14 protein-coding genes and 2 pseudogenes are annotated in these 22,065 nt (G+C 60.4%); 9 read left to right on the top strand and 7 right to left on the bottom strand.

The genetic code is table 11. The annotated features are described in order from the left end of the window. The first annotated feature begins 900 nt into the window (after nt 1-900). From ACKWRH_RS33350 to ACKWRH_RS33335, 4 genes and pseudogenes are all read left to right on the top strand, one after another. On the top strand, nt 901-4,344 hold the full coding sequence (locus ACKWRH_RS33350; protein WP_445216977.1) for a DUF5801 repeats-in-toxin domain-containing protein: 3,444 nt from the start codon (nt 901-903) through the stop codon (nt 4,342-4,344). Nucleotides 4,345-4,409: 65 nt separating this feature from the next. Beyond that, nucleotides 4,410-4,802, top strand: coding sequence for a hypothetical protein (locus ACKWRH_RS33345; protein WP_445216976.1), 393 nt, complete (start codon nt 4,410-4,412; stop codon nt 4,800-4,802). Nucleotides 4,803-4,805: 3 nt separating this feature from the next. After that, entirely contained in the window at nt 4,806-6,944 is a 2,139-nt protein-coding gene (locus ACKWRH_RS33340) for a peptidase domain-containing ABC transporter (protein WP_445216975.1), read from the top strand. A 134-nt stretch (nt 6,945-7,078) separates the two neighbouring features. Next, nucleotides 7,079-8,263 (top strand): annotated as a pseudogene (locus ACKWRH_RS33335) (HlyD family type I secretion periplasmic adaptor subunit); the annotation flags it as partial. Between the two features lie 419 nt (nt 8,264-8,682). On the opposite strand, the gene ACKWRH_RS33330 reads toward ACKWRH_RS33335, so the two are convergent. Beyond that, nucleotides 8,683-9,222 (bottom strand): thermonuclease family protein, encoded by a 540-nt coding sequence (locus ACKWRH_RS33330; RefSeq protein ID WP_445216974.1) that lies wholly within the window; start codon nt 9,220-9,222, stop codon nt 8,683-8,685. 98 nt (nt 9,223-9,320) lie between these two features. Then, a pseudogene (locus ACKWRH_RS33325) lies at nt 9,321-9,832 on the bottom strand (SOS response-associated peptidase family protein); the annotation flags it as partial. Between the two features lie 71 nt (nt 9,833-9,903). Between ACKWRH_RS33325 and ACKWRH_RS33320 the strand changes: the two are divergent. Further along, complete coding sequence (locus ACKWRH_RS33320; RefSeq protein ID WP_445216973.1) at nt 9,904-11,547, top strand: lanthionine synthetase LanC family protein; 1,644 nt, start codon at nt 9,904-9,906, stop codon at nt 11,545-11,547. 348 nt (nt 11,548-11,895) lie between these two features. Here the strand turns inward: ACKWRH_RS33320 and ACKWRH_RS33315 are convergent, their stop codons facing one another. From ACKWRH_RS33315 to ACKWRH_RS33305, 3 genes are all read right to left on the bottom strand, one after another. Then, nucleotides 11,896-12,063, bottom strand: coding sequence for a hypothetical protein (locus ACKWRH_RS33315; RefSeq protein WP_445216972.1), 168 nt, complete (start codon nt 12,061-12,063; stop codon nt 11,896-11,898). Nucleotides 12,064-12,934: 871 nt separating this feature from the next. Further along, nucleotides 12,935-13,786 carry an alpha/beta fold hydrolase gene (locus ACKWRH_RS33310; protein WP_445216971.1) on the bottom strand — a complete coding sequence of 284 codons (852 nt, stop codon included), beginning with the start codon at nt 13,784-13,786 and terminating at the stop codon, nt 12,935-12,937. Nucleotides 13,787-13,813: 27 nt separating this feature from the next. Then, on the bottom strand, nt 13,814-14,392 hold the full coding sequence (locus ACKWRH_RS33305) for a TetR/AcrR family transcriptional regulator (protein ID WP_445216970.1): 579 nt from the start codon (nt 14,390-14,392) through the stop codon (nt 13,814-13,816). 206 nt (nt 14,393-14,598) lie between these two features. On the opposite strand from ACKWRH_RS33305, the gene ACKWRH_RS33300 reads away from it, so the two are divergent. The 4 genes from ACKWRH_RS33300 to ACKWRH_RS33285 are packed head-to-tail and all read left to right on the top strand — an operon-like array spanning nt 14,599 to nt 19,441. Further along, nucleotides 14,599-15,702 (top strand): efflux RND transporter periplasmic adaptor subunit, encoded by a 1,104-nt coding sequence (locus tag ACKWRH_RS33300; RefSeq protein ID WP_445216969.1) that lies wholly within the window; start codon nt 14,599-14,601, stop codon nt 15,700-15,702. After that, complete coding sequence (locus ACKWRH_RS33295; protein WP_445216968.1) at nt 15,702-18,812, top strand: efflux RND transporter permease subunit; 3,111 nt, start codon at nt 15,702-15,704, stop codon at nt 18,810-18,812. Before ACKWRH_RS33300 ends, ACKWRH_RS33295 begins: the two co-directional genes overlap by 1 nt. 15 nt (nt 18,813-18,827) lie before the next feature. Next, nucleotides 18,828-19,169 (top strand): TetR/AcrR family transcriptional regulator, encoded by a 342-nt coding sequence (locus ACKWRH_RS33290; RefSeq protein WP_445216967.1) that lies wholly within the window; start codon nt 18,828-18,830, stop codon nt 19,167-19,169. Continuing rightward, nucleotides 19,157-19,441: a hypothetical protein gene (locus ACKWRH_RS33285; protein ID WP_445216966.1), complete on the top strand. Its 285-nt coding sequence runs from the start codon at nt 19,157-19,159 to the stop codon at nt 19,439-19,441. Before ACKWRH_RS33290 ends, ACKWRH_RS33285 begins: the two co-directional genes overlap by 13 nt. A gap of 1,285 nt (nt 19,442-20,726) precedes the next feature. Here the strand turns inward: ACKWRH_RS33285 and ACKWRH_RS33280 are convergent. Further along, nucleotides 20,727-20,987, bottom strand: coding sequence for a hypothetical protein (locus ACKWRH_RS33280; protein WP_445216965.1), 261 nt, complete (start codon nt 20,985-20,987; stop codon nt 20,727-20,729). 182 nt (nt 20,988-21,169) lie between these two features. Further along, nucleotides 21,170-21,880, bottom strand: a complete 711-nt coding sequence (locus tag ACKWRH_RS33275) for an SGNH/GDSL hydrolase family protein (RefSeq protein WP_445216964.1) — start codon at nt 21,878-21,880, stop codon at nt 21,170-21,172. Nucleotides 21,881-22,065 lie beyond the last annotated feature (185 nt).

The raw sequence follows: 22,065 nt of genomic DNA, 5'->3' as shown, positions 1-22,065 counted from the left end.
GTAAGACCTCTCGCCTCAGTTTTCGAACGCTCGATAGACCGACGCGCGGTCAATCTTCAGCGCTTTGGCGATGGCCCCATGCCATCAGCCGTCATCTTCCGATCTTCTCTGGATCGACTGTCGCTTTGCGTCCCTTGTAGACGCCGCGCGCCTTTGCGTCGGCGATCCCTTCGAGTTGTCGCTCACGCCGCAAATTGGTCTCGAACTCTGCGAAACCCCCAGCATATCTAGGAAGCCCTCGCGCTGCCGTGCTCGCATTGTGCGGTTGGAGACTTTTCTCGGCACATAATCACACACACTTGGCGACGTTTCCGACACGACTATGGCCAGAGATCATCTCGGCAACGCCCCCTGCGAAGATAGCTAGATCACATCGCCCGATTGGATGATACCGCGATTGGCAACAATACTCTCGCTGCCGTGGATCAGCCGCTGGGGGGTATCCAAAGGGTATGCTCTGCTGTCTTTACGCGTTCTCATTAGAGAGCTATTGATACGAGTGCTACTTTTTCCCGACGCGATCACGTCGGGGTCAAATGGAATTTGCAGATCGCGCTATGTCAGCGACGGTTTTTCCGTTCGCTTCTCCACCTGCACTCGTGGGAAGGAGGCATGCAAATGCGGTCCATAGCTCATTGGTCCACAACGCGTCGATCGAGGCTCCTCTTCGCGACGGGCCCACCCGGCAGGTCTGATAGGGCGAACGAGGAGTAGCAGCAGCTCCCGCCGCGCCCCGATTTTCCTCTCCAAGAACTGCGGAAACTGACGACACATCGCGGCGATCAAGGCAGATCGCCGAAGAGTGGGCGCATGGATTGCGCTTTGCTTTGCATCGAAGCCGCGAAGCGGCGATTCGAACGCTACTAACAGCCGATGAGGCTCGCAACAGTGGAGGCGATAATGACTGTCACGACCACGACGACGAACCTGACGATCGATGAAACTGCGGGCCTGCAGAACGCAACCGCAACACCGTCGCCCGCAGGAGACGCGAACGATAATGACATCGCTATCGCCTCGCTCCCGAGTGCGTTCGCAACCCGGCTGACGGCTGTAGGCGCTACAGCGACACAGGCGGCGGAGAGCGGCTTCGACGGCAGCAATACCGGCGCCGATATCGTCTCCATCACGCCCGATCCCGGGGGCACGATCACCGGCTTGTCCTTCGCGAAGGACTCAAGCGGCGATCCGCTGCCGATATACCAGGACAACACCGCAGGCGTCGTTTACGTCGATACCGGATTTAAGACCACCAGCGGGCGCGAAATTTTCCTGTTCGTCGATGGGACAAACAACAACATCGCCTATGGCGTGGAAGGCAACAGCGACGGCACGGCCAATCCCAGCGGCAACATCGCCTTCGCCGTCTATCTCGATGAGACAAAGGACGCCTCGGGCAATATCACCGGCGCCAAGATGTGGACGGTGATCACCGAACCGCTTGCCCAGGATTCGGCGAGCGACACGCCCGACGACTCGGTCGACCTCACAAACAAGCTCTTTGTAGCAGCCGAGCAACGCCTCACATTCGACGCCTCGAACTCGCCGTCGGGCAACAACCTGTTCATCATGTTCGCCGGCAGCAACGGGACCAAGGCCGTCGTCGCGACCGGCATGCAGCCGGCAAACCAGTCCACCGGCGCAAACATCTCGAGCGGTGACACCATCGTCACCAGCCAGGTCACCAACACGACCTTCGGCACCAACGCCCAGCAGATAAAGCCGCCATCGACTCAGGACCCGAACGGAAACGGCATCTGGTTCACCTTCGTCACCAATCCGAACCCGGACTTCACCGTTCCGAATCTCAGCCCGACAGAGGCTAACGTCGAAGCGGATATCCAATACGGCACGTTCTTCAGCGCCAACGAAGCGACGTTCGATGTCGTTCAGTTGCAAAGCGGAAAATCGGCGGTTGTCAAGCTCACCGCGGTCAACTCGCCACACGATGGGTCAGCAGAGGATGGAACACTTTACGTCGATGGCGTTCTGGACGACTTCAACAATCTGGCCAGCAGAACTGTTAGCATTGACAAGGTCGTGTTGAGCGGGTCGCTCAGCGCGAGCTTTACGCGCCCGGCAGGGGGAACCGGGACTCAGTCGAGTGGCGGGGCGACCGTAACATGGACCGCCGACGGCAGCGTCACAATTGGCGGCGTGCTGGCCCGCACCCACATCGACTACACGACCAATGGCAGCCACGAACGGGTGCTGATCCGGAACGCCGGCAGCGGCACAGGCAACGCCAGCGCCGCCTTCGACGTCGGCGGCTTCCAGATCGTCAGCGTCTCAACCAGCGCGACAGAGGTCGGGTCGCACACCTTCTTCGAGGATGACGGTCCGACGGTCAACTTGAGCGGAGCGTCGCAGACCGTCACGGACGACGAGAGCTTCCTGGCCACAGACAATCATGCCAATTTCGCGGGCGTGTTCACGCCGAATTTCGGCGCCGACGGGCCGGCAAGCCCAGGCAGTCTGAGTTACGCGCTCTCGACCGCCGGAGGCACTTCGAACCTGACCGACACCGCGACCGGCCAATCGGTCGTGGTGTCGCAGGATGCCGTCACCGGAAATATCATCGGCAAGACGGCAATCACGGGCGCTACGGTGTTCGTGATCAGCGTCAACTCCGCGACCGGGGAGGTAACGCTCGACCAGCAGCGGGCGGTGGTACACCCAAGCGCCAACGATCCCAACGACTCGGTGACGCTGTCTGGCACTAACCTTGTCCAGCTGACGGCAACCGCCAAGGACGGCGATGGCGATACCGCCGCGAAGACGGCTGACATCACATCGAGCTTCAAGTTTCTCGATGACGCTCCGACGGTCACCTCGACGGGAAACTCGCAGACCGTCACAGATGACGAGAGCGACCTCACCACGAACAATTCGGCCGATTTCTCGGGCCTGTTCTCGGTCAGCTTCGGGGCCGACGGGGCAGGCAGCTCGCCCAATCCGACCTATGGGCTCTCGACCGCTGGAGGCAATTCGAACCTGGTCGATACCGCCACCGGCAAGACGGTGGTCATGCTCCAGAACGGTGCCAACGTAGTCGGGGTCGCGGGAACGACGCTGTCCGACCCGATCGTGTTCGTGATCAGCGTCAATTTCTCGACCGGGTTCGTGACACTCGACCAGCAGCGGGCGGTGGTACACGCAAACGCCAACGATCCCAATGATTCGGTGACGCTCTCTGGCACCAATCTCGTCAAGCTGACGGCAACCGCCACGGACGGCGATGGCGATCCCGGCTCGAACACGGTCGACATCACGTCAAGCTTCAAATTCCTCGACGACGGCCCGGCGATCACGGTCAACGACTCCTCCGGCACCTACAGCGCGGGCGCCCAGGGCACCTGGACCGAGGCTCCCGGCGCCGATGGGTTCAAGTCACTGAACCTGGCACTGAACAGCTTCGAGATCGACACGCATGGTACTGTGACCGCCACGCCTTCCAACAGCTCGCTGACCAAGACGGACAATTTCCACTACAGCGGGTCGATCACAGCCGACTTTACTGCCGACGGCATCGCCAACAGTCAGACGGTGCAGTTTACACTGACCCTCGACCCGAATGCTGGTCCTCCCCCCACCTATAACTTCCAACTGACGACTCCCCCCGGGTCGATAACGACGATTTCAACCGCGAACGGAAGCCTCGGTGCGGGCGGCCCGGACCCGGTGCAGACATTGACGATCGGAAGCAGCAAGATCGTATTCAGCGCAGTTAATGCCCTTGCGCCGGTAGGTGATATCGAAGGCAATCTTGACAAGACCGAAGCCCAAATCCAGACTAACCCCCTCCCGTCCTACATCAGCTCGGCGGCCATGAACGTCAGCACGTCGGGCATCGGGCTGGCCAACAACAACTTCGACGGCAACGCCCTTGCCGGCGTCGACGGCCAGACGACACAGGGAGGTGCCATCGACGAGAGCTTCGTCGTTGACCCGACGGCTTTCCTGGTCAGCAGCATGAAGTTCTTCATCGACAATTCGGTCGGCGGCTACGACCCCACGACCGAGGGCATCTTCTACAGGACCTACACCCGCAACGCCGACAACTCGGTCACCGCGGGCGCGATCACCAAGGTGGCGAGCACGGATCTCCACTCAGAAGCAGGCGGGCAAGTGAGCTTCGTCATCCCCTCCGTCGACCAAAAAAACGACCTCGACGCGGTCCAGCTCTTCATGGGTTCGGGCACAGTTAAGGTTCCGGTGATCGAGTTCAATATTTCCACGACGTTCAACCCGGAGCCGCTCAACGTGAACCTCACGGCAACCATCGCCGATGGCGATAACGACACCAAGAGCGACCCGTTCTCGATCCACGTCGCGAACGCTTAACGCCATGCAGCAGCGGCCGGGGCGAAAGCCCGGCCGCTTTTTTGGAGTAGGTCTAGGATTAGGTCATGGACGCGGTGCCCGAAACCTTTGTCGACGCCTTTGGCGAGATCTCGTTGAAGCACGGCATGATCCGCATCGAACTGGTATCGCTGTCGGGTCCCGAGCCGCAGGTGACGCAGCGGCTAATCACCAGTCTGCAGGCCTTCTCACAAATGTTGCAGGCGCAGAACGGCATGCGCGAGCAGCTCGAAAAGGCCGGCGTGATCCGCTCGCCCACCCTTCCGCCCGCAGCCGAGCCGTCGCCTGAGCGGGGCGGCGGCGTAGCGGCGGTGCGGCGGCTGGGGCGCATCGAGCCGGTGCCCCAACCCGCACCCCTTCCGGCGCCGGTGGGCGGGCCCGCTCTTCAGCCCGCGCCGGAGTCGGGGCCGCCGAAATCGCCGAACTTTAGCGAGAATTAGTCAATGGAAGGCACCGCGCTCGAAACCGCATTGAAATGTTTTGTTGCGGTCGCGCGGCACCACGGCGTCGACCTCTCCATCGACCGCATCAGGCACGATTATGCGCTGAAATCCGACGACGACATCACGCGGTTGTTGCCGAAGATCGCGCGCGGCAGCGGGATGCGCAGCCGTAAATTGCAGGTCGGCTGGAAGGACCTGCAACGCCTCGGCGAGGCATATCCGACGATCGCCCGGCTGAACAATGGCAACAGCGTCGTCGTGCTCGGATTTCACGATGACAAGGTCGGCGTCCTCGACCCCTTGGCCGACCGCGTCGCGGCATTGCACCTCGACCAGGCGGCCTTCTGCAAGAAGTGGAACGGCGAGCTCTTGCTGCTGCGCCGCACCTTCGCGTTCGCGGATGAGAGCCGGCCCTTCGGCTTTGCCTGGTTCATCCCGGAAGTCGTCCGCAACGGCGCGACGTTCCGCGACATCGCGGTGGCCGCGGTGATGCTGCAGGTGCTGGCGCTTGCCCTGCCGATCTTTATCCAGATCACGATCGACAAGGTGCTCGTGCACCATGCCTATACGACGCTCTATGTGCTCGCCGCCGGGGTCAGCGCCGCCGTCCTGTTCGATGCGGTCTTCAACTACCTGCGGCGGATTCTGTTGGTCTACGCCTCGGCGCGGATCGATGTCAGAACCTCGATCCGGACCTTCGAGCGTCTGATGTCATTGCCAATCGATTTCTTCGAGCGCGCCTCCGCCGGGGTCATCACCAAGCACATGCAGCAGGTCGAAAAGATCCGCGAGTTCCTGACCGGTCGATTATTCCTGACATTGCTCGACGCCACCTCGCTTTTGGTCGTCGTGCCGCTGCTGTTCTTCTACAGCGGCCGCCTCGCCACGCTGGTGCTTGGCTTTTCGGCCATGACCGCTTGTATAATCGGCGGGTTGATCCCGCTCTACCGCCGCAAGTTGCGCGTCCTTTACGAGGCCGAAGGGCAGCGTCAGGCCTATCTCGTCGAGACCATCCACGGCATGGAGACGGTCAAGGGGTTGGCGACCGAGCCGTTGCGCCAGCGCGATTGGGACGCGCGCTGCGCCCAGGCCGCCGAGTCGCGATTCGATGTCGGGCGGATTTCGACGTCGGCGCAGGCGGTGATCGGGCTCCTCGAAAAACTGCTTACGGTCGCGGTCATCGGCTTCGGCGCCCTGTTGGTCTTCGACGGCCAGATGACAGTTGGCGCGCTCATCGCGTTCAACATGCTGTCGGGCCGGGTCACCTCGCCGCTCGCGCAGATCGTCGGACTGGTGCAGGGCTACCAGGAGGCTGGGCTCTCGGTGCGAATGCTCGGCCAAATCATGAACCGCACTCCGGAGCGGGCTTCGAATGCACGCGGCCTGCGCCCGCCGATCGAGGGGGCGGTCGAGTTCGAGCATGTTATCTTCCGCTACAGCGAGAGCGCCCCGCCGGCCCTGGACGATGTGTCGCTGACCATACCGGCCGGGTCGGTTTTCGGCATCGTCGGCCGCAGCGGTTCCGGTAAGACGACGTTGACCCGACTGATCCGCGGCATGTACCCGGTGCAGCTCGGCTCCGTGCGGATCGATGGACACGACGTTCGCGAGCTCGATCTGCCGCACTTGCGCAGCCAGGTCGGCGTCGTGATGCAGCAGTGCTTTCTGTTCCGCGGAACCGTGCGGGAAAATATCGCTGCCACCAAGCCCGATGTGAGCCTCGAGGAGATCGTCCACGCCGCCACGATGGCCGGCGCCGACGAGTTCATCAAAGTTCTTCCGCAGGGCTACGACACATTCCTCGAGGAGGGCGGTACCAATCTCTCCGGCGGCCAGCAGCAGCGCCTGTCGATCGCCCGTGCATTGCTGCGTGGGCCGCGCATCCTGGTCTTGGACGAAGCGACTTCCGCCCTCGACCCGGAGAGTGAGGCGATCGTCCAGGCAAATCTCGCCCGCATTGCCGAGGGGCGGACCGTGATCATGGTGTCGCATCGACTGTCCTCGCTCGTGGCAGCGGACGCCATTGTCGTGCTCGATCGTGGCCGTATTGCAGATTACGGCAAGCACAGCGAACTCCTCTCCCGCTGCATGACTTACCGTCAGCTGTGGAACCAGCAGCACAGGCACCTCGCCCGATGAATACGCTTCTCACAGCAGTGATCGACTTCCAAAGCGATGCCCGCAAAATTGACGAGCGGCGCCCGCCCTGGGTCACGCGAGCCACTCTGTACGTGCTTGTCGCGGTCATCATAATTGCAGGCATTTGGGCGGCAGTGGCCAAGGTAGACCGGATCGTGGTCGCGTCGGGCAAACTGGTCACGACGGCATCAACGATCGTCGTGCAGCCGCTCGAGACCTCGACGGTGCGCAGCCTGCACGCCAGGGTGGGCGACGTCGTGCGGAAAGGCGACGCATTGGCGACGCTCGACCCGACTTTCAGTGAAGCCGATGTCAGCCAACTGCGGGGAAGGGTCGAGAGCCTCGCCGCGCAGATCGAGCGGCTCGAAGCCGAGCTCAACGATCGGCCGTACGAGCCCCAAAGACTCGATGACGAAGCGCGCCTGCAGTCGACGATCTGGATTCGCAGAATCGAGCAGAACAAGGCAAGGCTCGCCGCTTACGATCAGCAAATCCGCCATGTTGAAGCTGAGATGGCGACCAAGAGCGCCGATCGCGCTGCATTAGAGGTCCGCCTTGGCGTGGCAACGGACCTTGAGACAATGCGGGACTATCTCATGCAGAGGCAGATCGGCTCAAAGGTCAATTATCTTGATGCCAAGAGTCAGCGACTGCAGGTCGAGCGAGAAATTCTTCTTGCGGTCAACAGCATGACGGAACTCAAGGAGGATATGGAGCGCTTCAAGGCCGAGAAAGCGGCCTACCTCGCAGAGTTCCGCCAGAAGACCGCCGAGGAGATGGTCCAAGCGCGCCGCGACCACGACGCCGGGACCAAGCAACTCGGCAAGGCGGCACGGCGGAATGCTGTCACGGTGCTAAGCGCACCCGCCGACGCGATCGTGCTCGAAGTGGCGCAGCGCTCTGTCGGCTCGGTCTTGAAAGAAGCCGAGGCCCTTTACACCCTCGTTCCTCTCGAATCCCCGTTAGAGGCAGAAGTCTCGGTCGAGGGGCTTGATGTCGGTCTTGTCGAAACCGGTGGTCAAGCTCGCCTCAAACTCGAGGCATGGCCCTTCCAGAAGCACGGTACCCTGTCCGGTAAGATTCGAACCGTCACGGACGACACCTTCACGCCGGATCCGAAGAAAGATGGGCAGCAGCGTCCTTACTACAAGGCGCGGGTGGAGTTGACCGCGACCGACCTGCGTGATGTGCCGCGCAGTTTCCGCCTGATCCCTGGCATGGCGGTAACCGCGGAGATCAAGGCCGGCGAGCGCACGATCCTGTCTTATTTCCTCTATCCGCTGCTGCGTGGTCTCGACGAAAGCATCCGCGAACCCTGAGGCAGATCGACGCTCCATCGGGATCAAACAACACCAAGAGGTCAAATCTCTAGAACTGCGGACAGCTATGGTCTTGGGGCAAGCTGAGCCAATTACAGCTTGCATCGAGACGCCGCTCAAGGAACCGCCGCTAAGCGGCGTCCTTCAGAGGCTCAGTTGGAACAACGAGCGGGTCACCAGGATGTGGACATGGTCTTCGGCGGCTACGGTGCTCCGATCGCGGCCAGGTACTAATCGCCTCAGTCTACGCAAACCGAAGCCCCGGCTCGCCGAGGCTTTTTTTGGTTATGAATTGCTTGCGATTACTGCATTTGCGATGTCTGTTCTGGGTCACAAGCCGAAGTGCAGATGGGCCGCGAGCCAGTCCGCTCTATTCCTGAAGGCAGACAGTCGTCCTCGCTTCTGACAAAGGCGTCTGTTCATCGGAAGGGTGCCTTGTCCGAGCACTCTGAAGGCCGTTCACCGGCCCGGGTGCAGGCCCGGTACCGCCACGGCTCGACAAAACTGCCCGCCCACATCCCAGCGCTGGCACGCTCTGCCCGCTGCTGTGCCTCCGCGTACTGACCTGCAGAGTATTGCGGCCAGTCGAGTGCGTGTCCGTTGGAAACCATCCAGTGCGCAATGTCTGGTCCAGGATCGCCGATCTTGCACAAGGCGACGATGCGGCCGTACTGGTCTCGATCCTTTCGATCGCAGATTACTGGGCGCGCGATCGCGAAGAACAAGCCAGCCAGGGCGGCGGCAGCCTTTTGACCACACCGATAAAGCTCGCTGTCGCTGCCACGGCAACGCGGATCGCTCTCAGGCGCATCGATGCCCCACAATCGGATGCGGGTGCCGTGAATCTCGATCGTGTCGCCATCGATCACGCTGGCGCGGCCGACGATGCTTTCCTCAGCGGCGAGCGCGTTGGGAAGAAGCTCCGCCAACGAGAGCAAGATCGCGAACAGTTTAATCATTTGTTGTGACCTATCGGCAAGATGTCGGATGGCTTGGCGGGCACAGGCCTTTTGTTCGCGCACTCGCTGAAAAGATCTGCGGGAAGGAGCTTCAAAAATCAGTTGATTGGGTCTTCCTTCGTACCTCTTGCGACGATCTTAAGACGCCCGTTCGCAAGTGGTCGCTGCAATGCCATGGCTTCATCCCAAGGTGACCCCAACCACGTGTCGACTTCAGCGGGAGTCGTCAAGATAACCGGCATTGCTTTGGGGGGACGTCGTGAACCTCAGCGTTTGCATCTGTGGTCAGAAACGCAAAAAGATCGTTCGTCGTTTCACCTTCCTTGACCTTCCGCACCGACGTCCAGTTCGTCCAGAGCCCGGCGAAGCAGGCGAGGGGGCGCGCTTCGTCCAGCGCAAACCAGATATCGTCGCCGGCGTCTCTGTTGAGCTCGCTGAACGATGTGAACGGTACGACGCAGCGGTGTTCCGTGCCGTATCATCGGCTCCAGTGTTTGCTGTTCAGTCGCCGGATGTTTGTGGTGCCACCATCTGGCTCGAACCGAAGCAGTTCCTTGAAGTCGACAGTCTTGCCCTTGGCCTCTAACTTCTGCGCGCGCTTCTTGGTGGCTGATCTCGTGCCCGTTTGCGGCATTTCGGACACTCGACGATGCCGCGCATTACACGCGTTGCGATGCCGTTGTGCTATACATACGCAAGGACGACTTTCGCCAGGTCTCGTCAATTCTCGAGAGCACCTACCGGGCGATCGAAACGAGCTTGCGGTCGACAACGCCCGCATTGACCAAGCGACTCGCTGCGGGTGTGGGAATTGCGGAGAGTCCGCCGTCGGACCTCAGCTTCGGGCTCAGTCGCTGCCGGGCATTGGCAGAGGGGATGCTGCGGGCCCATGAAGCGGGCAAAACCTCGATTGAGGATCGATTGCAATCGGTAGAGCAATGCTTCATCGAAGATAGCATTGATTTCGAATCCCCCTATTTAAACCTCGGATCGCTCGACCGATTCGAGTTTGTGCCTCGTTCAGGACGAGGGCCCGCGCCGGATGCCGCGCCTGGAGCGTGCAGCAGCGCAGAATGCCTGGAAGCGGCTGCTGAAATCGGCCGCGTCTTGGTTCAACAGGCGATATGGCACGACCAGCGATGTAACTGGATCGGTGCAGAGCTCGTGCTCGACCACGCCAAAACGAGTTCCCACTTCAATACAGTGTACAGGACATTGGGGCCAGACGTGTATGCCGGAACCAGCGGCGTCGCCCTGTTCATGGCGGAGCTGGCAGTGCTAACCGGCGATCCAGAGGTACGCCGGACCGCTGTTGGCGCTATCAGGCACGCGCTCGCCTGTTTCCGGAGCGTGCCTCCGGAAAAGCGTTTTGGATTCTACTCAGGCCTGACAGGAATTGCATGCGCGGCTGCACGTATTGGAACGATCTTCGGTGACGAAAGTCTATCGGCGGGTGCCGCCAAGCTTTTGACCCTTCTTGGACATGCAAACCGGACGGACAGGCAATTTGATCTGATCGCCGGGAAGGCTGGTGCGATCATCGGACTGTTGCGGCTGCGATATGATTTGGGAGATGCGGCTCACATCGATCTTGCACGTCAACTGGGAGACGGGTTGTTGAGAGACGCCGAGCATTCTGCTCTCGGATGCTCCTGGCGGTCACATACCTTCCGCTACCGGCACAATTTGATAGGTTTTTCCCATGGTACAGCCGGGGTCGCTTACGCTCTCCTCGAGCTTTATAACGCGACAAAGGAGGCCGGGTATTTGAGAACTGCGGAGGATGCTCTCAGCCATGAGCGACAGTTCTTCAATAGCGATCTTGGAAACTGGCCTGATTTTCGCGAGGAGTCGCATCGCACGAACCGCAAGAGCCCTCTGTCCTACAAGACGTTTTGGTGTCACGGGGCCGCAGGGATCGCGCTGTCCCGGCTCCGTGCCTATCAAATTACGGGCAACGACGCATATCGGGAAGAAGCCGAGATTGCCTTGAACACGACGCGTGCGGCGATCGTTGCCGCAATGGAGTCTCGTCGATTGGAGCATTCGCTGTGTCATGGGCTGCCGGGGAACGCCGACGTGCTGATTTCCGGTTACCAGGTGCTCGGCCCGGCAAGGGCAGATGATATTCATGTTGCCAGACAAGCCGCCAGCGCGATCACCCGATTTCGCGGCCTGGCTGACGTCGAAAGTCCAGGCTTGATGCTCGGCCTGGCGGGCGCTGGATACTTTTTTCTTCGGCTATGCAATGCCGAGATTCCGTCGGTTCTGCTTTTGCCTGTAGCAAGCGACGTCCCGCCTGAAGTGGGCCGGTCGAGGGGCTGATTCTGGCGGTATTGACGCGGTTTGCCGCCAGCAGCCGCTCGAGCGCGACGCGGTAGTCTCGCTGCGTATAGGCTTTGCCGTCGGGATCGTCGGCGATGACCTTCGGCCCATAGTTCGACGCGTGGGCCGATGGGCTGACCGGTCGGTTCTGCCTTATCAATTTGCCGAGAACGTCTGGCCGAACCAGGTCATTCCGACAGAGAGAAAAGCCTTTGCGGCTTCAATGAAGGTCTATCGACCCAATTGTCGGAATGCCGATTGATTTCTTTAACAAATCATACGCCCGCTTAATCAGCGGCTCGTCCGAACGCCAACTCGTCTGCGATGTCGAAGGTCGACGTCGGAAAACTAGAACTGTCGCCTCAGCGGGGACGTTCCGTTTCGTGCGTACTTGAAGATGTCTGAGCTACCCAAGTCGTCGAGCTCGTCCTCTGTCAAACCGAGGTTGATCAGCGTTTGCTGTGCATTGGCGAGACGGCCCCGCGCCCCTTCAGCTTCATCAGATTCGTCGTCCATCCGTTCTATCCTCCGGGGTTCGGCTGTACCTAACGTCGGCTGCGGAAAGTCCAAAGAGGAGGGGCGCCCTCGGTAGCGGCAATTGGTCTTCGAGGCAGCGATATCGGTGCTAGAGCATCCGCGGCGGATGACGATCGGCTCGGCGCCGTCCGATATCGATGTGCCCACATTGTGCCCCAGCTTTTTTGGGGCACGCGGCGAGGGAATTAAACTACCAAGCGCTTGAATAGAAGGATGAAATGGTGGGCGCACAAGGGATCGAACCTTGGACCTCTCCCGAGTGAAGGGAGTGCCGATTGCCAAGATGAATTCGACAGCTGGCGAGCAACTGACTACCGATTGACCACCGAAGCCCCGTGAACGGACGGTGATAAAGCTGGTCAACTGCAGGCAAACTACATTGTTTTTGTTGATCTTTTCGATTGCTAGTTACGTTCGGGACGCAGGGGCTGCAGGTCGTGTGGGTTGCTCCGCTACGATTTACAATTCCTCGGTAACCTATTGATCTGATTAGGTGTCTTGAGGTCTCCTTTTGAACTTAAGCGATTGATTTTGCTTCGAAAGTGGCTGACTCTTAATCAGCGGGTCCCAGGTTCGAGCCCCGGTGCGCCCACCATCTCAAAGCCCTGCTGATGTAGGGTTTTCAATTCCGGGCGGAAACCAAAGCGCGTTTCGTGCAATGCTTTTCGCGATCGGACGTCGCACGGTCGGATTGTTGTGCGACCTTTTTCTTTGCTTCTGCATCTTCACCCCATTCGATAGAGCGCGCAGATGCGATGGTACAGGTCGATTATGTCCCCGTCGTAGAACGGAATACTAGGGCGAGCAAAACTGTGAACGTGATCGAACACCCTTGTGTCGATCATTGCGGTCATTCTGTCTCCATTATCAAGCGAGCCAGCTCCGACGGATTTTCGACAGCCGAGAAGTGGCCGGTATTCTTGAGAGTCACCATCTGCGAAGCAGGAATCAGCGAGCGTGTGCGTTCGCGTTCATCTGGCCGCGACCAATCGCTGTCGCCGTAAATGAGCGTCACGGGCGCTGAGATCTGCCGATAGTAATCGCGTGCCTTGCTCCAGGATCGCCAGCCTGCCAGCACCTTGCGTGCGACCCGCTTGTATCCCGGGCGACGGGCTACTTCACCGAACTCAGCAAGCAGATCCGCCGGGAGTTTGCGCGGGTCGTGATATCCGCCGCCCATGATCTTGCCGAGCACGATCTTGTTCTCGAGCGAAGCATTGATCGCGCCGAGCACCGGGATCTGCAAGCTTCCGATGATGAAGTTCGCGGACCAGTTGCCGCGTCGAATACCGTCGCCGTAGCGAGTCTCGTAATCGTAGGGGTTGATCGCGTAGACCCGCTTCACGCTCTGGGGAAGCGACGCCGCCACCGTGAGGGCCAATGCGCCGCCGATCGACTCGCCGACGATCGTGACGTCCGAAAGATTGAGTTCCTCGATGAAGCGAATGACGGCCTGCCTAAGGTAGGGTTCGTCGAAGTTCGCGCTCGGATCTATAGGTGAGTGGCCGTGGCCCGGGAGGTCAATAGTATACACCGTGTGCGATCTGGCGAGGAGGGGCGCAAGAGCGCGGAAATATTCAAGCTGCGTCCGGATCGTATGAATGAGGAGCAGCGGAGGCCCGCTACCGGTCTTTTGAAAGCGTACGCTTAGCTTATCCGATATCTTCAGCAAACTTGGTTTGGCTTCATTCATGCTGAGCATTCGATCTCTCCGTGAGGGCGCGCGCTTTCAAGCGGAAGCGACGTCGCGAACCTGTTCGGCCGCGGCGTCCAAAAGCGCCTGAGCCAGATCAGGGTCGTTGACGATGCGCGATAGCGTCACTGCGCCGACCATCGTCGCGAGAATGGTCATGGCCTTGCCGCGGGAGGCCTCGTCGCCGGTCCCGGCGATGAAGCGGCCGAGCACGTCGAGATGCGCTTTGATTCCCGCTTCGAATTCCGCCTTCACGTCGGGGCCCTGTCGGGCGGCATCTGAGCCGAGAGCCACGATCGGGCAGCCGTCCATCTTTTCTCCGCGATGGTCGCCACTGAGGTAAAACGCGATCACCGCGCCAAGCGGATCATCAGGATGTGCCGCGGCAGCGTCCGACCATCGGCCGGACGCACTCTCCAATGCGCGCCTGGACGCCTCTACCGCCAGATCCTCTTTTGAGCCGAACTGCTTGTAGAAGGCGCCTTGGGTTAGCCCGGCACCTTTCATCAGATCCTTGAGCCCGATGCCATCAAAGCCGCGCTCCCTGAAGAGGCGACTTGCCACATTGATCACGGTTTGGCGGTTCTCCGCCGCCTGAGTGCGACTCACTCGCATCGTAGATCTCCATTTGGATTTCGTTCGACTTCTATATGAGATATAGAGTTCAAGCGCAATCTATCAAGTTGCGCGGCTGGATTTGACCGGCGCGTGGCGGAGGATTCCGGGATCACGTTCCCGTTAGCCGCCAATTATGGATTGCGATCGACATCTAAATGGATTATAGATGTCATACGAAATCTAAAATTCAAAGGAGACGGGTCATGATGAGGGGTGTTGCGGTGCTCGCTGGTATTTTGGTGCCTGCGGGGGTGGCGACCTTCGTTGCTCTTGCGACTCCCTCCCATGAAGCCTCCGCGGTCAGCGACCCCAGGCAGGAGCCCCCGATGGTCCGTCTGGTGACGGCCGCGCGAGTCGGCGGATCCGAACGCGGGTTCACCGGGACCATCGGCGCGAGAGTGGAGGGCAATCTTGGTTTTCGCGTTGCCGGGAAGATCGTCGAACGACTCGTGAATGTCGGTGAGCAGGTCAAATCCGGCCAGCCGCTGATGCGGATCGACGAAACCGACCTCCGTCTGGCGGTCGCAGCGAAGCGCAACGCCGTCGCCGCTGCGCGTGCAGTTGTCGTTCAGACCGACGCCGACGAGCGGCGCTACGCCAACCTCGTGAACGACGGATGGACGTCCAAACAGCGCTACGAGCAGGCGAAGGCCGCATCGGACACCGCCAAAGCGCAGCTTGCCGCAGCGGAAGCCGAAGCAGGGGTCGCCGAGAACCAGGCAACCTATTCCGTCCTGGTGGCCGATGCGGACGGAACGGTCACCCAAACACTTGGCGAGCCGGGACAAGTGGTCTCCGCCGGCCAAACGGTCGTTCGGCTGGCACAGTCCGGTCCTCGCGAAGCTGTGGTGGCGCTTCCCGAAACGACCCGGCCGGCGATTGGTTCGCTCGCCGATGCAAGCCTGTATGGGGGCGATGGGCGCCGCTATAGCGCACATCTTCGGCAGTTGTCGGATTCCGCTGATCCCCAGACCCGCACCTATGAGGCCCGCTACGTGCTCGATGGTGAGGCCGCGGTGGCACCACTTGGCGCGACGGTCACCATTCGGCTTGCAAGCCAGGATAGTCAGCCCGAACTCCAGGTGCCTCTGGGAGCCGTGCTCGATGACGGCAGGACGACGGGCGTTTGGGTCTTCGACGGCGCCACCTCGACCGTACGCCTGCAGCCCGTCAAGCTTCTTCGTGTGACCAGCGAAACGGCCGTTATCTCCGGATCGAACGCCGGTGATCAGATTGTTTCACTCGGCGCTCATCTCCTGCACGAGGGCGCTCGCGTCCGGACCGCGTCGGAAAGCAGGAGCAACTGATGAGCTTCAATCTTTCCGCGCTCGCCGTCCGCGAGCGGGCCGTCACCCTGTTCTTCATCCTCCTGCTGGCGGCCGCAGGCGCCTACGCCTTCATCATGCTCGGGCGTGCCGAGGACCCGTCCTTCACCATCAAGACCCTGACGGTCACCACCGTGTGGCCGGGCGCGACGGCTCGCGAGATGCAGGACCAGGTCGCCGAACCCCTGGAGAAGCGGATTCAGGAACTGACCTGGTACGACCGGGTGGAGACGACGACGCGGCCCGGTTATGCCTACATGACGGTGACGCTGAAGGACAGCACGCCGCCATCGAGCGTGCAGGAGGAATTCTATCAGGCCCGCAAGAAGCTGGGAGATGAAGCGCGCAAGCTGCCCTCTGGCGTGCTCGGCCCCTTCGTCAACGACGAATATTCGGATGTGAGCTTCGCCCTTTATGCCCTCAAGGCCAAGGGCATGCCGATGCGCGAGCTCGCCAGGCAAGCCGAGGTCATCCGTCAGGACCTCCTGCACGTGCCCGGCGTCAAGAAGATCAACATCCTCGGCGAACGTCCCGAGCAAATCTTCGTCGAGTTTTCCTATGCTAAGCTGGCAACCCTCGGTGTGTCGGCAACGGATATCGTTGCCGCCTTGCAGCGGCAGAACACGGTGACACCGGCAGGCTCGATCGACACCAAGGGGCCGCAGGTCTTCATCCGGGTCGATGGCGCTTATGACAGCGTCCAGGCGATTGCCGACACGCCGATCGTCGCTGCCGGGCGAACGCTGAAGCTTTCCGACATTGCCGAGGTCCGCCGCGGCTACGAGGATCCTCCCACCTACATCATCCGACACCAGGGTGAGCCCACCATCATGCTCGCAGCGGTGATGCAGGAGGGCTGGAATGGTCTGGCGCTTGGCAAGGCGCTGGAGGACAGGTCCGCAGCCATCGCTCGGACGCTGCCGCTCGGGATGACCCTGGCCAAAGTCAGCGATCAGGCCGTCAACATCACCTCGGCGGTCGACGAGTTCATGATGAAGTTCGCGATGGCGCTCGGCGTGGTGCTGCTGGTGAGCCTGCTCAGCCTCGGCTGGCGCGTCGGCATCGTGGTCGCGGCTGCTGTTCCTCTGACGCTCGCCGTCGTGTTCCTCATCATGTTGGAGACCGCCCGATTCTTCGACCGCATCACGCTCGGCGCCCTCATCCTGGCGCTTGGCCTTCTCGTCGACGACGCCATCATCGCCATCGAGGTGATGGTGGTGAAAATGGAAGAGGGCATGGACCGCATCTCGGCGGCAGCCTATGCGTGGAGTCACACTGCGGCGCCGATGCTGTCCGGAACACTCGTGACGATCGCAGGCTTCCTGCCGGTGGGCTTTGCGCGCTCGACCGCCGGCGAATACGCCGGCAACATCTTTTGGGTCGTGGGCTTTGCCCTCATCGTCTCATGGATCGTCGCGGTGATCTTCACGCCCTATCTCGGCGTCAAGATGCTGCCCGCGATCAAGCCGGTCGAAGGCGGTCACCACGCGATCTACGGCACGCCCAACTATCAGCGCCTGCGAGGCCTCATCACCTTCGCCGTCCGCCACAAGTTCCTGACCTGCAGCATCGTCGCCGTCGCCTTCGCGCTTTCCGTCGTCGGCATGGGCGGCGTCAAGCAGCAGTTCTTCCCGACCTCCGACCGCCCGGAAGTGCTAGTGGAGGTTCGCTTGCCGGAAGGCACCAGCATCGAGACGACGACGGCCACCGTCGAGAAGCTCGAGGGCTGGCTGCACGATCAATCCGAGGCCAAGATCATCACGAGCTATGTCGGTCAGGGTGCGCCGCGCTTCTTCTTCGCGATGGCACCCGAGCTGCCGGATCCGGCCTTCGCCAAGATCGTCGTGCTGACGCCCGACGCGGAAGCGCGCGAAGTTTTGAAGCACCGGCTCCGACAGGCCGTGTCACAGGGCCTTGCAGCCGAGGCCAATCTGCGCGTCACCCAGCTCGTGTTCGGACCCTATACGCCGTTCCCGGTGGAGTTCCGGGTCATGGGGCCCGACCCCGCGCAGTTGTACGCGATCTCTCAAAAAGCCCTCGAGATCATGCGCGGCGTCCCGGACGCGCGGCAGACAAATCGGGATTGGGGCGATCGCACGCCCGTGCTTCGCTTCATCCCGGATCAGGACCGACTGAACCTGATCGGCCTTTCGCCGGCCGAGGTGGGCCGCCAGCTCCAGTTCCTCCTCACGGGCATCGCCGTGACGCAGGTTCGCGAGGACATCCGCAATGTCCCGATCGTGGCACGTAGCGCCGGTGGCGAGCGGCTCGATCCGGCGCGTCTGGCGGATTTCTCGTTGATGAGCCGGGACGGCGGTTCGATTCCGCTCGACCAGGTCGGCCATTCGGAAATCCGACTTGAAGAGCCGATTATGAAGCGCCGCGATCGCACCCCCGTCGTCACGATACGCTCGGATGTCAATGAGGCGACCCAACCTCCGGAAGTCTCCAAGGAGATCAAGACGGCCCTGCAGCCCCTGATCGCATCTCTTCCGGCCGGCTATCGTATCGAGCTGGGCGGATCGATCGAGGAGGCAACCAAGGCCAATGACGCGTTGGCGACGATCTTCCCGGCCATGATTGCCGCCATGCTGATCGTCGTCATGCTGCAGGTGCGATCCTTCTCGACGATGGCCATGGTCGTGCTGACGGGGCCACTTGGCCTCGTCGGCGTCGTGCCGATGTTGCTGATCTTTCACCAGCCCTTCGGATTCAACGCCATTCTGGGCCTGATTGGACTGGCGGGCATCCTGATGCGCAACACTCTAATCTTGACCGAACAAATCAAGGAAAACCTTGCCGCCGGCCTTGATGACTATCACGCCGTTATCGAAGCGACGGTGCAACGCACGAGGCCGGTGATCCTGACCGCATTGGCTGCCGTGCTGGCCTTCATCCCGCTCACGCATTCCGTTTTCTGGGGATCGATGGCCTATACGCTGATCGGTGGCACCGCGGTCGGAACGGTTCTGATCCTGTTGTTCCTTCCTGCGCTGTATGCCGCGTGGTTTCGGATCAAGCCGACCGCAGATGATATGCACGAGGCTTCGCGCGAGAAGCCAGAATTGCGACCAGCATTGGCTGCCGAGTAAGGCTCTGTTGCTCCAATGGATCGTCCGGTCCGAACGGGAAAAGAGTCCGACGAGGCCCGCGCCCGGATCCTGGGAGCGGCGGAAGAGCGCTTTCGGCGCGTCGGTCACCACAGGACGTCGGTGGCCGACATCGCCGCTGAACTCGGCATGAGCCCGGCGAATATCTACCGCTTCTTTCCCTCCAGGAATGCAATCAACGAGTCCATCTGCGGGCGTCTGATGAACCAGGTTGCCGAGATCGCCTTTGCGATCGCACGCACGGACGCGCCGGCCGGGGAGAAACTCGACCAACTGCTGACCGTCGTTCACCACCACAGCAAGAGATGTTGGCCAAGGCAAAGCCCATGCACGAGTTGATCGTCGCTGCCACGCAGGAGAACTGGCCGATCATTCAGGCGCACATCGAGCGGATGCTGATGATCTTGGAGGCGATCATAAGCAAGGGCGCTGACACGGGCGAGTTCGACGTCGAAGACGCCGCGGAAGTCGCACGAGCGGTCAGATCCGCGTTCGCGCCCTTCTTCCATCCGATTCTGATCGAGCACTGCGTTGCACACGGTGAAGACACTGAAGCAAGCATGCGCGCCCAAATTTGCTTTATCCTGAAAGCTTTGGGCAAGTCCGGCTAAGCAGCCTGCCGTATTTAGGCCTGATGTCCCTTATTCGGGCAGCAAGAGTAATTCGCATCGCGAACTTTGATGCCAAGGTTCGACTCTGGGATTGACTTCCGCGCTCGGACGATAGTCAGCGCGAAATGCGATGATCGTGCGACGAATGCCCATTCTCGGCCGGAGAGGTCCAGCGGTGCGACGGGTAAGTCATTGATTGTTCTCAAGCCGTGGCTGACTCTTAATCAGCGGGTCCCAGGTTCGAGCCCTGGTGCGCCCACCAAATAAGATCAACGATTTGGGACATTTGGGGATCAGAACGGGCCCCACAGTTGCGAAATCGGCTTGATCCGCTCTGATAACCTCGCGTGGGAATCAAACTTTCATGACCATGCGCTTGTCCTTGTTCTGTACCTTCGCGCGCTGAAGTACAGCGCGCAGACCACTTGGTACAGATCGGTTGCGATCTCATCGCAAGTTGGGATGCCAGGGCGTGGAAATCGGACAACCCACTGCTCGTCGCAAAGCCACAACCGGAATATTCGGATCGCTGGGGCGAGCCGCTCCCGACTTGAACTCCCGATAAGGCACCAACGGGGGCGATGTCAGGTGGCGGTCGGCAGCACCGACGGTTTTCTCAAGCTTGCCAAGTTGCACGGTTGGCTGGAGCTTGCCCGAGAGCGTCGTTGGCGAGGGTGCAGTACGCGGCCGCTCGCTGGCGATTCAGCAAACGCGGTGTGAGCTAAGCGCTCAACGATGTGAGCATCGGTTCAAAGGCCATCTTCGAGCTCAGGGCTGAGATGGTCTCGCAAGGGAGAACTCGGATGCGCCGTCGGCGCGATATTGTCCTCGAACAGCCGGGGCAGCCAATTTTGCGGCTGGAAAGACGGAGAGCGACGTCACGGTCAAGCTGATGACCACCGTGCCAATGGCAACAGCTCTAACGTCCTAGTACGCGCCGGACGCAAAGCATTCTGATTTCGTTAGTTTGGTGTAGTTGCTCAGCACTCGGGGGATCAATGGAGCCGAGAGTCTCGATACTAAACTTCGCTTCCAACTCTGACGCCATGCAGATGCAAATCTGCAAGCAAGCGTCCGTCGAAAAGCCGCTTTGCTGCACGCAACCGTTTCGGCACGCTGAGAGAAACTGCGGTCGCCATTCTGCAGCCGTGGCGATTGTTATAAAATTGACGGCAGCTATCGTCAGAGCAGGGAGAAACGCGGACATTGCTTCGCTTCCCTTTTTTAGTTTGCCGAGGGGCCGCTCTAATTCGACTCCATCTTTTTCGGCTCTAGCAATATGTAGCTATTTGCGTAGTTGTCCCCTGAAGCGGAACCACAAATGACCGATCAGTGATAGGACTATGGCGGTCAGAATTATCGGGAGCCAGATCGACGTGGTTATGATGAACAAGGATATGATCACCACACGTCCAAAGACCGATTCGGTGACCGGATTCTTAAGACGAGCGAAATAGGCGTAGATAATAAAGATGGTGGCCGGCACCATCCACGCGGCGACAAGCACCAGTAACAGGTCAAAAAGTTGGCTGGCATAATGGTGCATGAGCGCACCTCCTGACAGCGTCGGCGCGAATTGCTGTCACCGCTGCGAGAGATGCGGTGATTGTCGACGATAATTGGTCTTTGTTCGCGTTGGTGGGCACCTGCACGCTCGGCATCGCTGTCACGGCCGGTGCCCAAACTCTTGCGAGCCCGCAGCCTTCGATTCGCCTGGTCTAGGGCCTCTCAACGCGCGCTCGTTGAGATGGCTCGGGCAAGGGCTCGTCCAATGCAATCATAACCATCGGCGGTGTTGTGCAATCCGTCCCACGTTACAAGCGCGCTTTGCGCAACTCCGGCACTGACCGAGTTTCGCATCAGCGCAAAACGAGAGAATAGCCCGACCCGTTCCTGTTTTGCGACATCGATGATGATGTCCTCCATCGTCGAATAGCCAGCTGAGGCGAGCACCTGTGGCGCATATTGCAGATCCATCAACACGACATCGGCAGAGCCCGCCTTAAGTGCCCTTACCCCTTCAACAACGTTTCTTTTGAGCCCTTGGTCCGGCCGGCCACCCCAGGCGACGTCATTGGTACCTAATTGCCAGATAACGAGATCAGGCGTGTGCGCGAAAACGTCACGCTCGAACCGCGCGACGTTGTTCGGAATCGTATCGCCGACTCGACCGCTGTTGATGACCTCGATCGTTGCGTTGGATCGAAGTCTCGAGAGTTCTCGGCGCATCACCTGCGGATATGTGGCCGCGGACCGAAGTACCCAGAGCCCCACGGTCGACGATGATCCGATCGCGACAATCTTTAGCGGCTCACCAGATCTCAAGCGCGCCGCCGTGCGGGGCAATTGTGCGCCCAGCGAAACATCCAAATTTGCAGCAAGGCATCTCTCGCCAGATGATGCCTCGTTCTGCGCTTGAGAGGGCGCCGTGCTGGACAATCCGATAATCGCGGCAGCACCGATCGACGCTATTGTTCGAGCGGTTCGGCTTACGGATGGCAGAACAAATCGACACATGTTCCCCAATAACTGGTGGATTCTCTCTTGACAACCCTTGGCGTCAAACGTCTGTTTTTGATTACAGATCGATTGAGGGGGCAGCGAGCAGCACGCATGAGTCCGGG

The sequence above is a fragment of the Bradyrhizobium sp. Pa8 genome, assembly GCF_052588265.1.
This window is presented reverse-complemented; position numbering and strand designations above follow the sequence as displayed.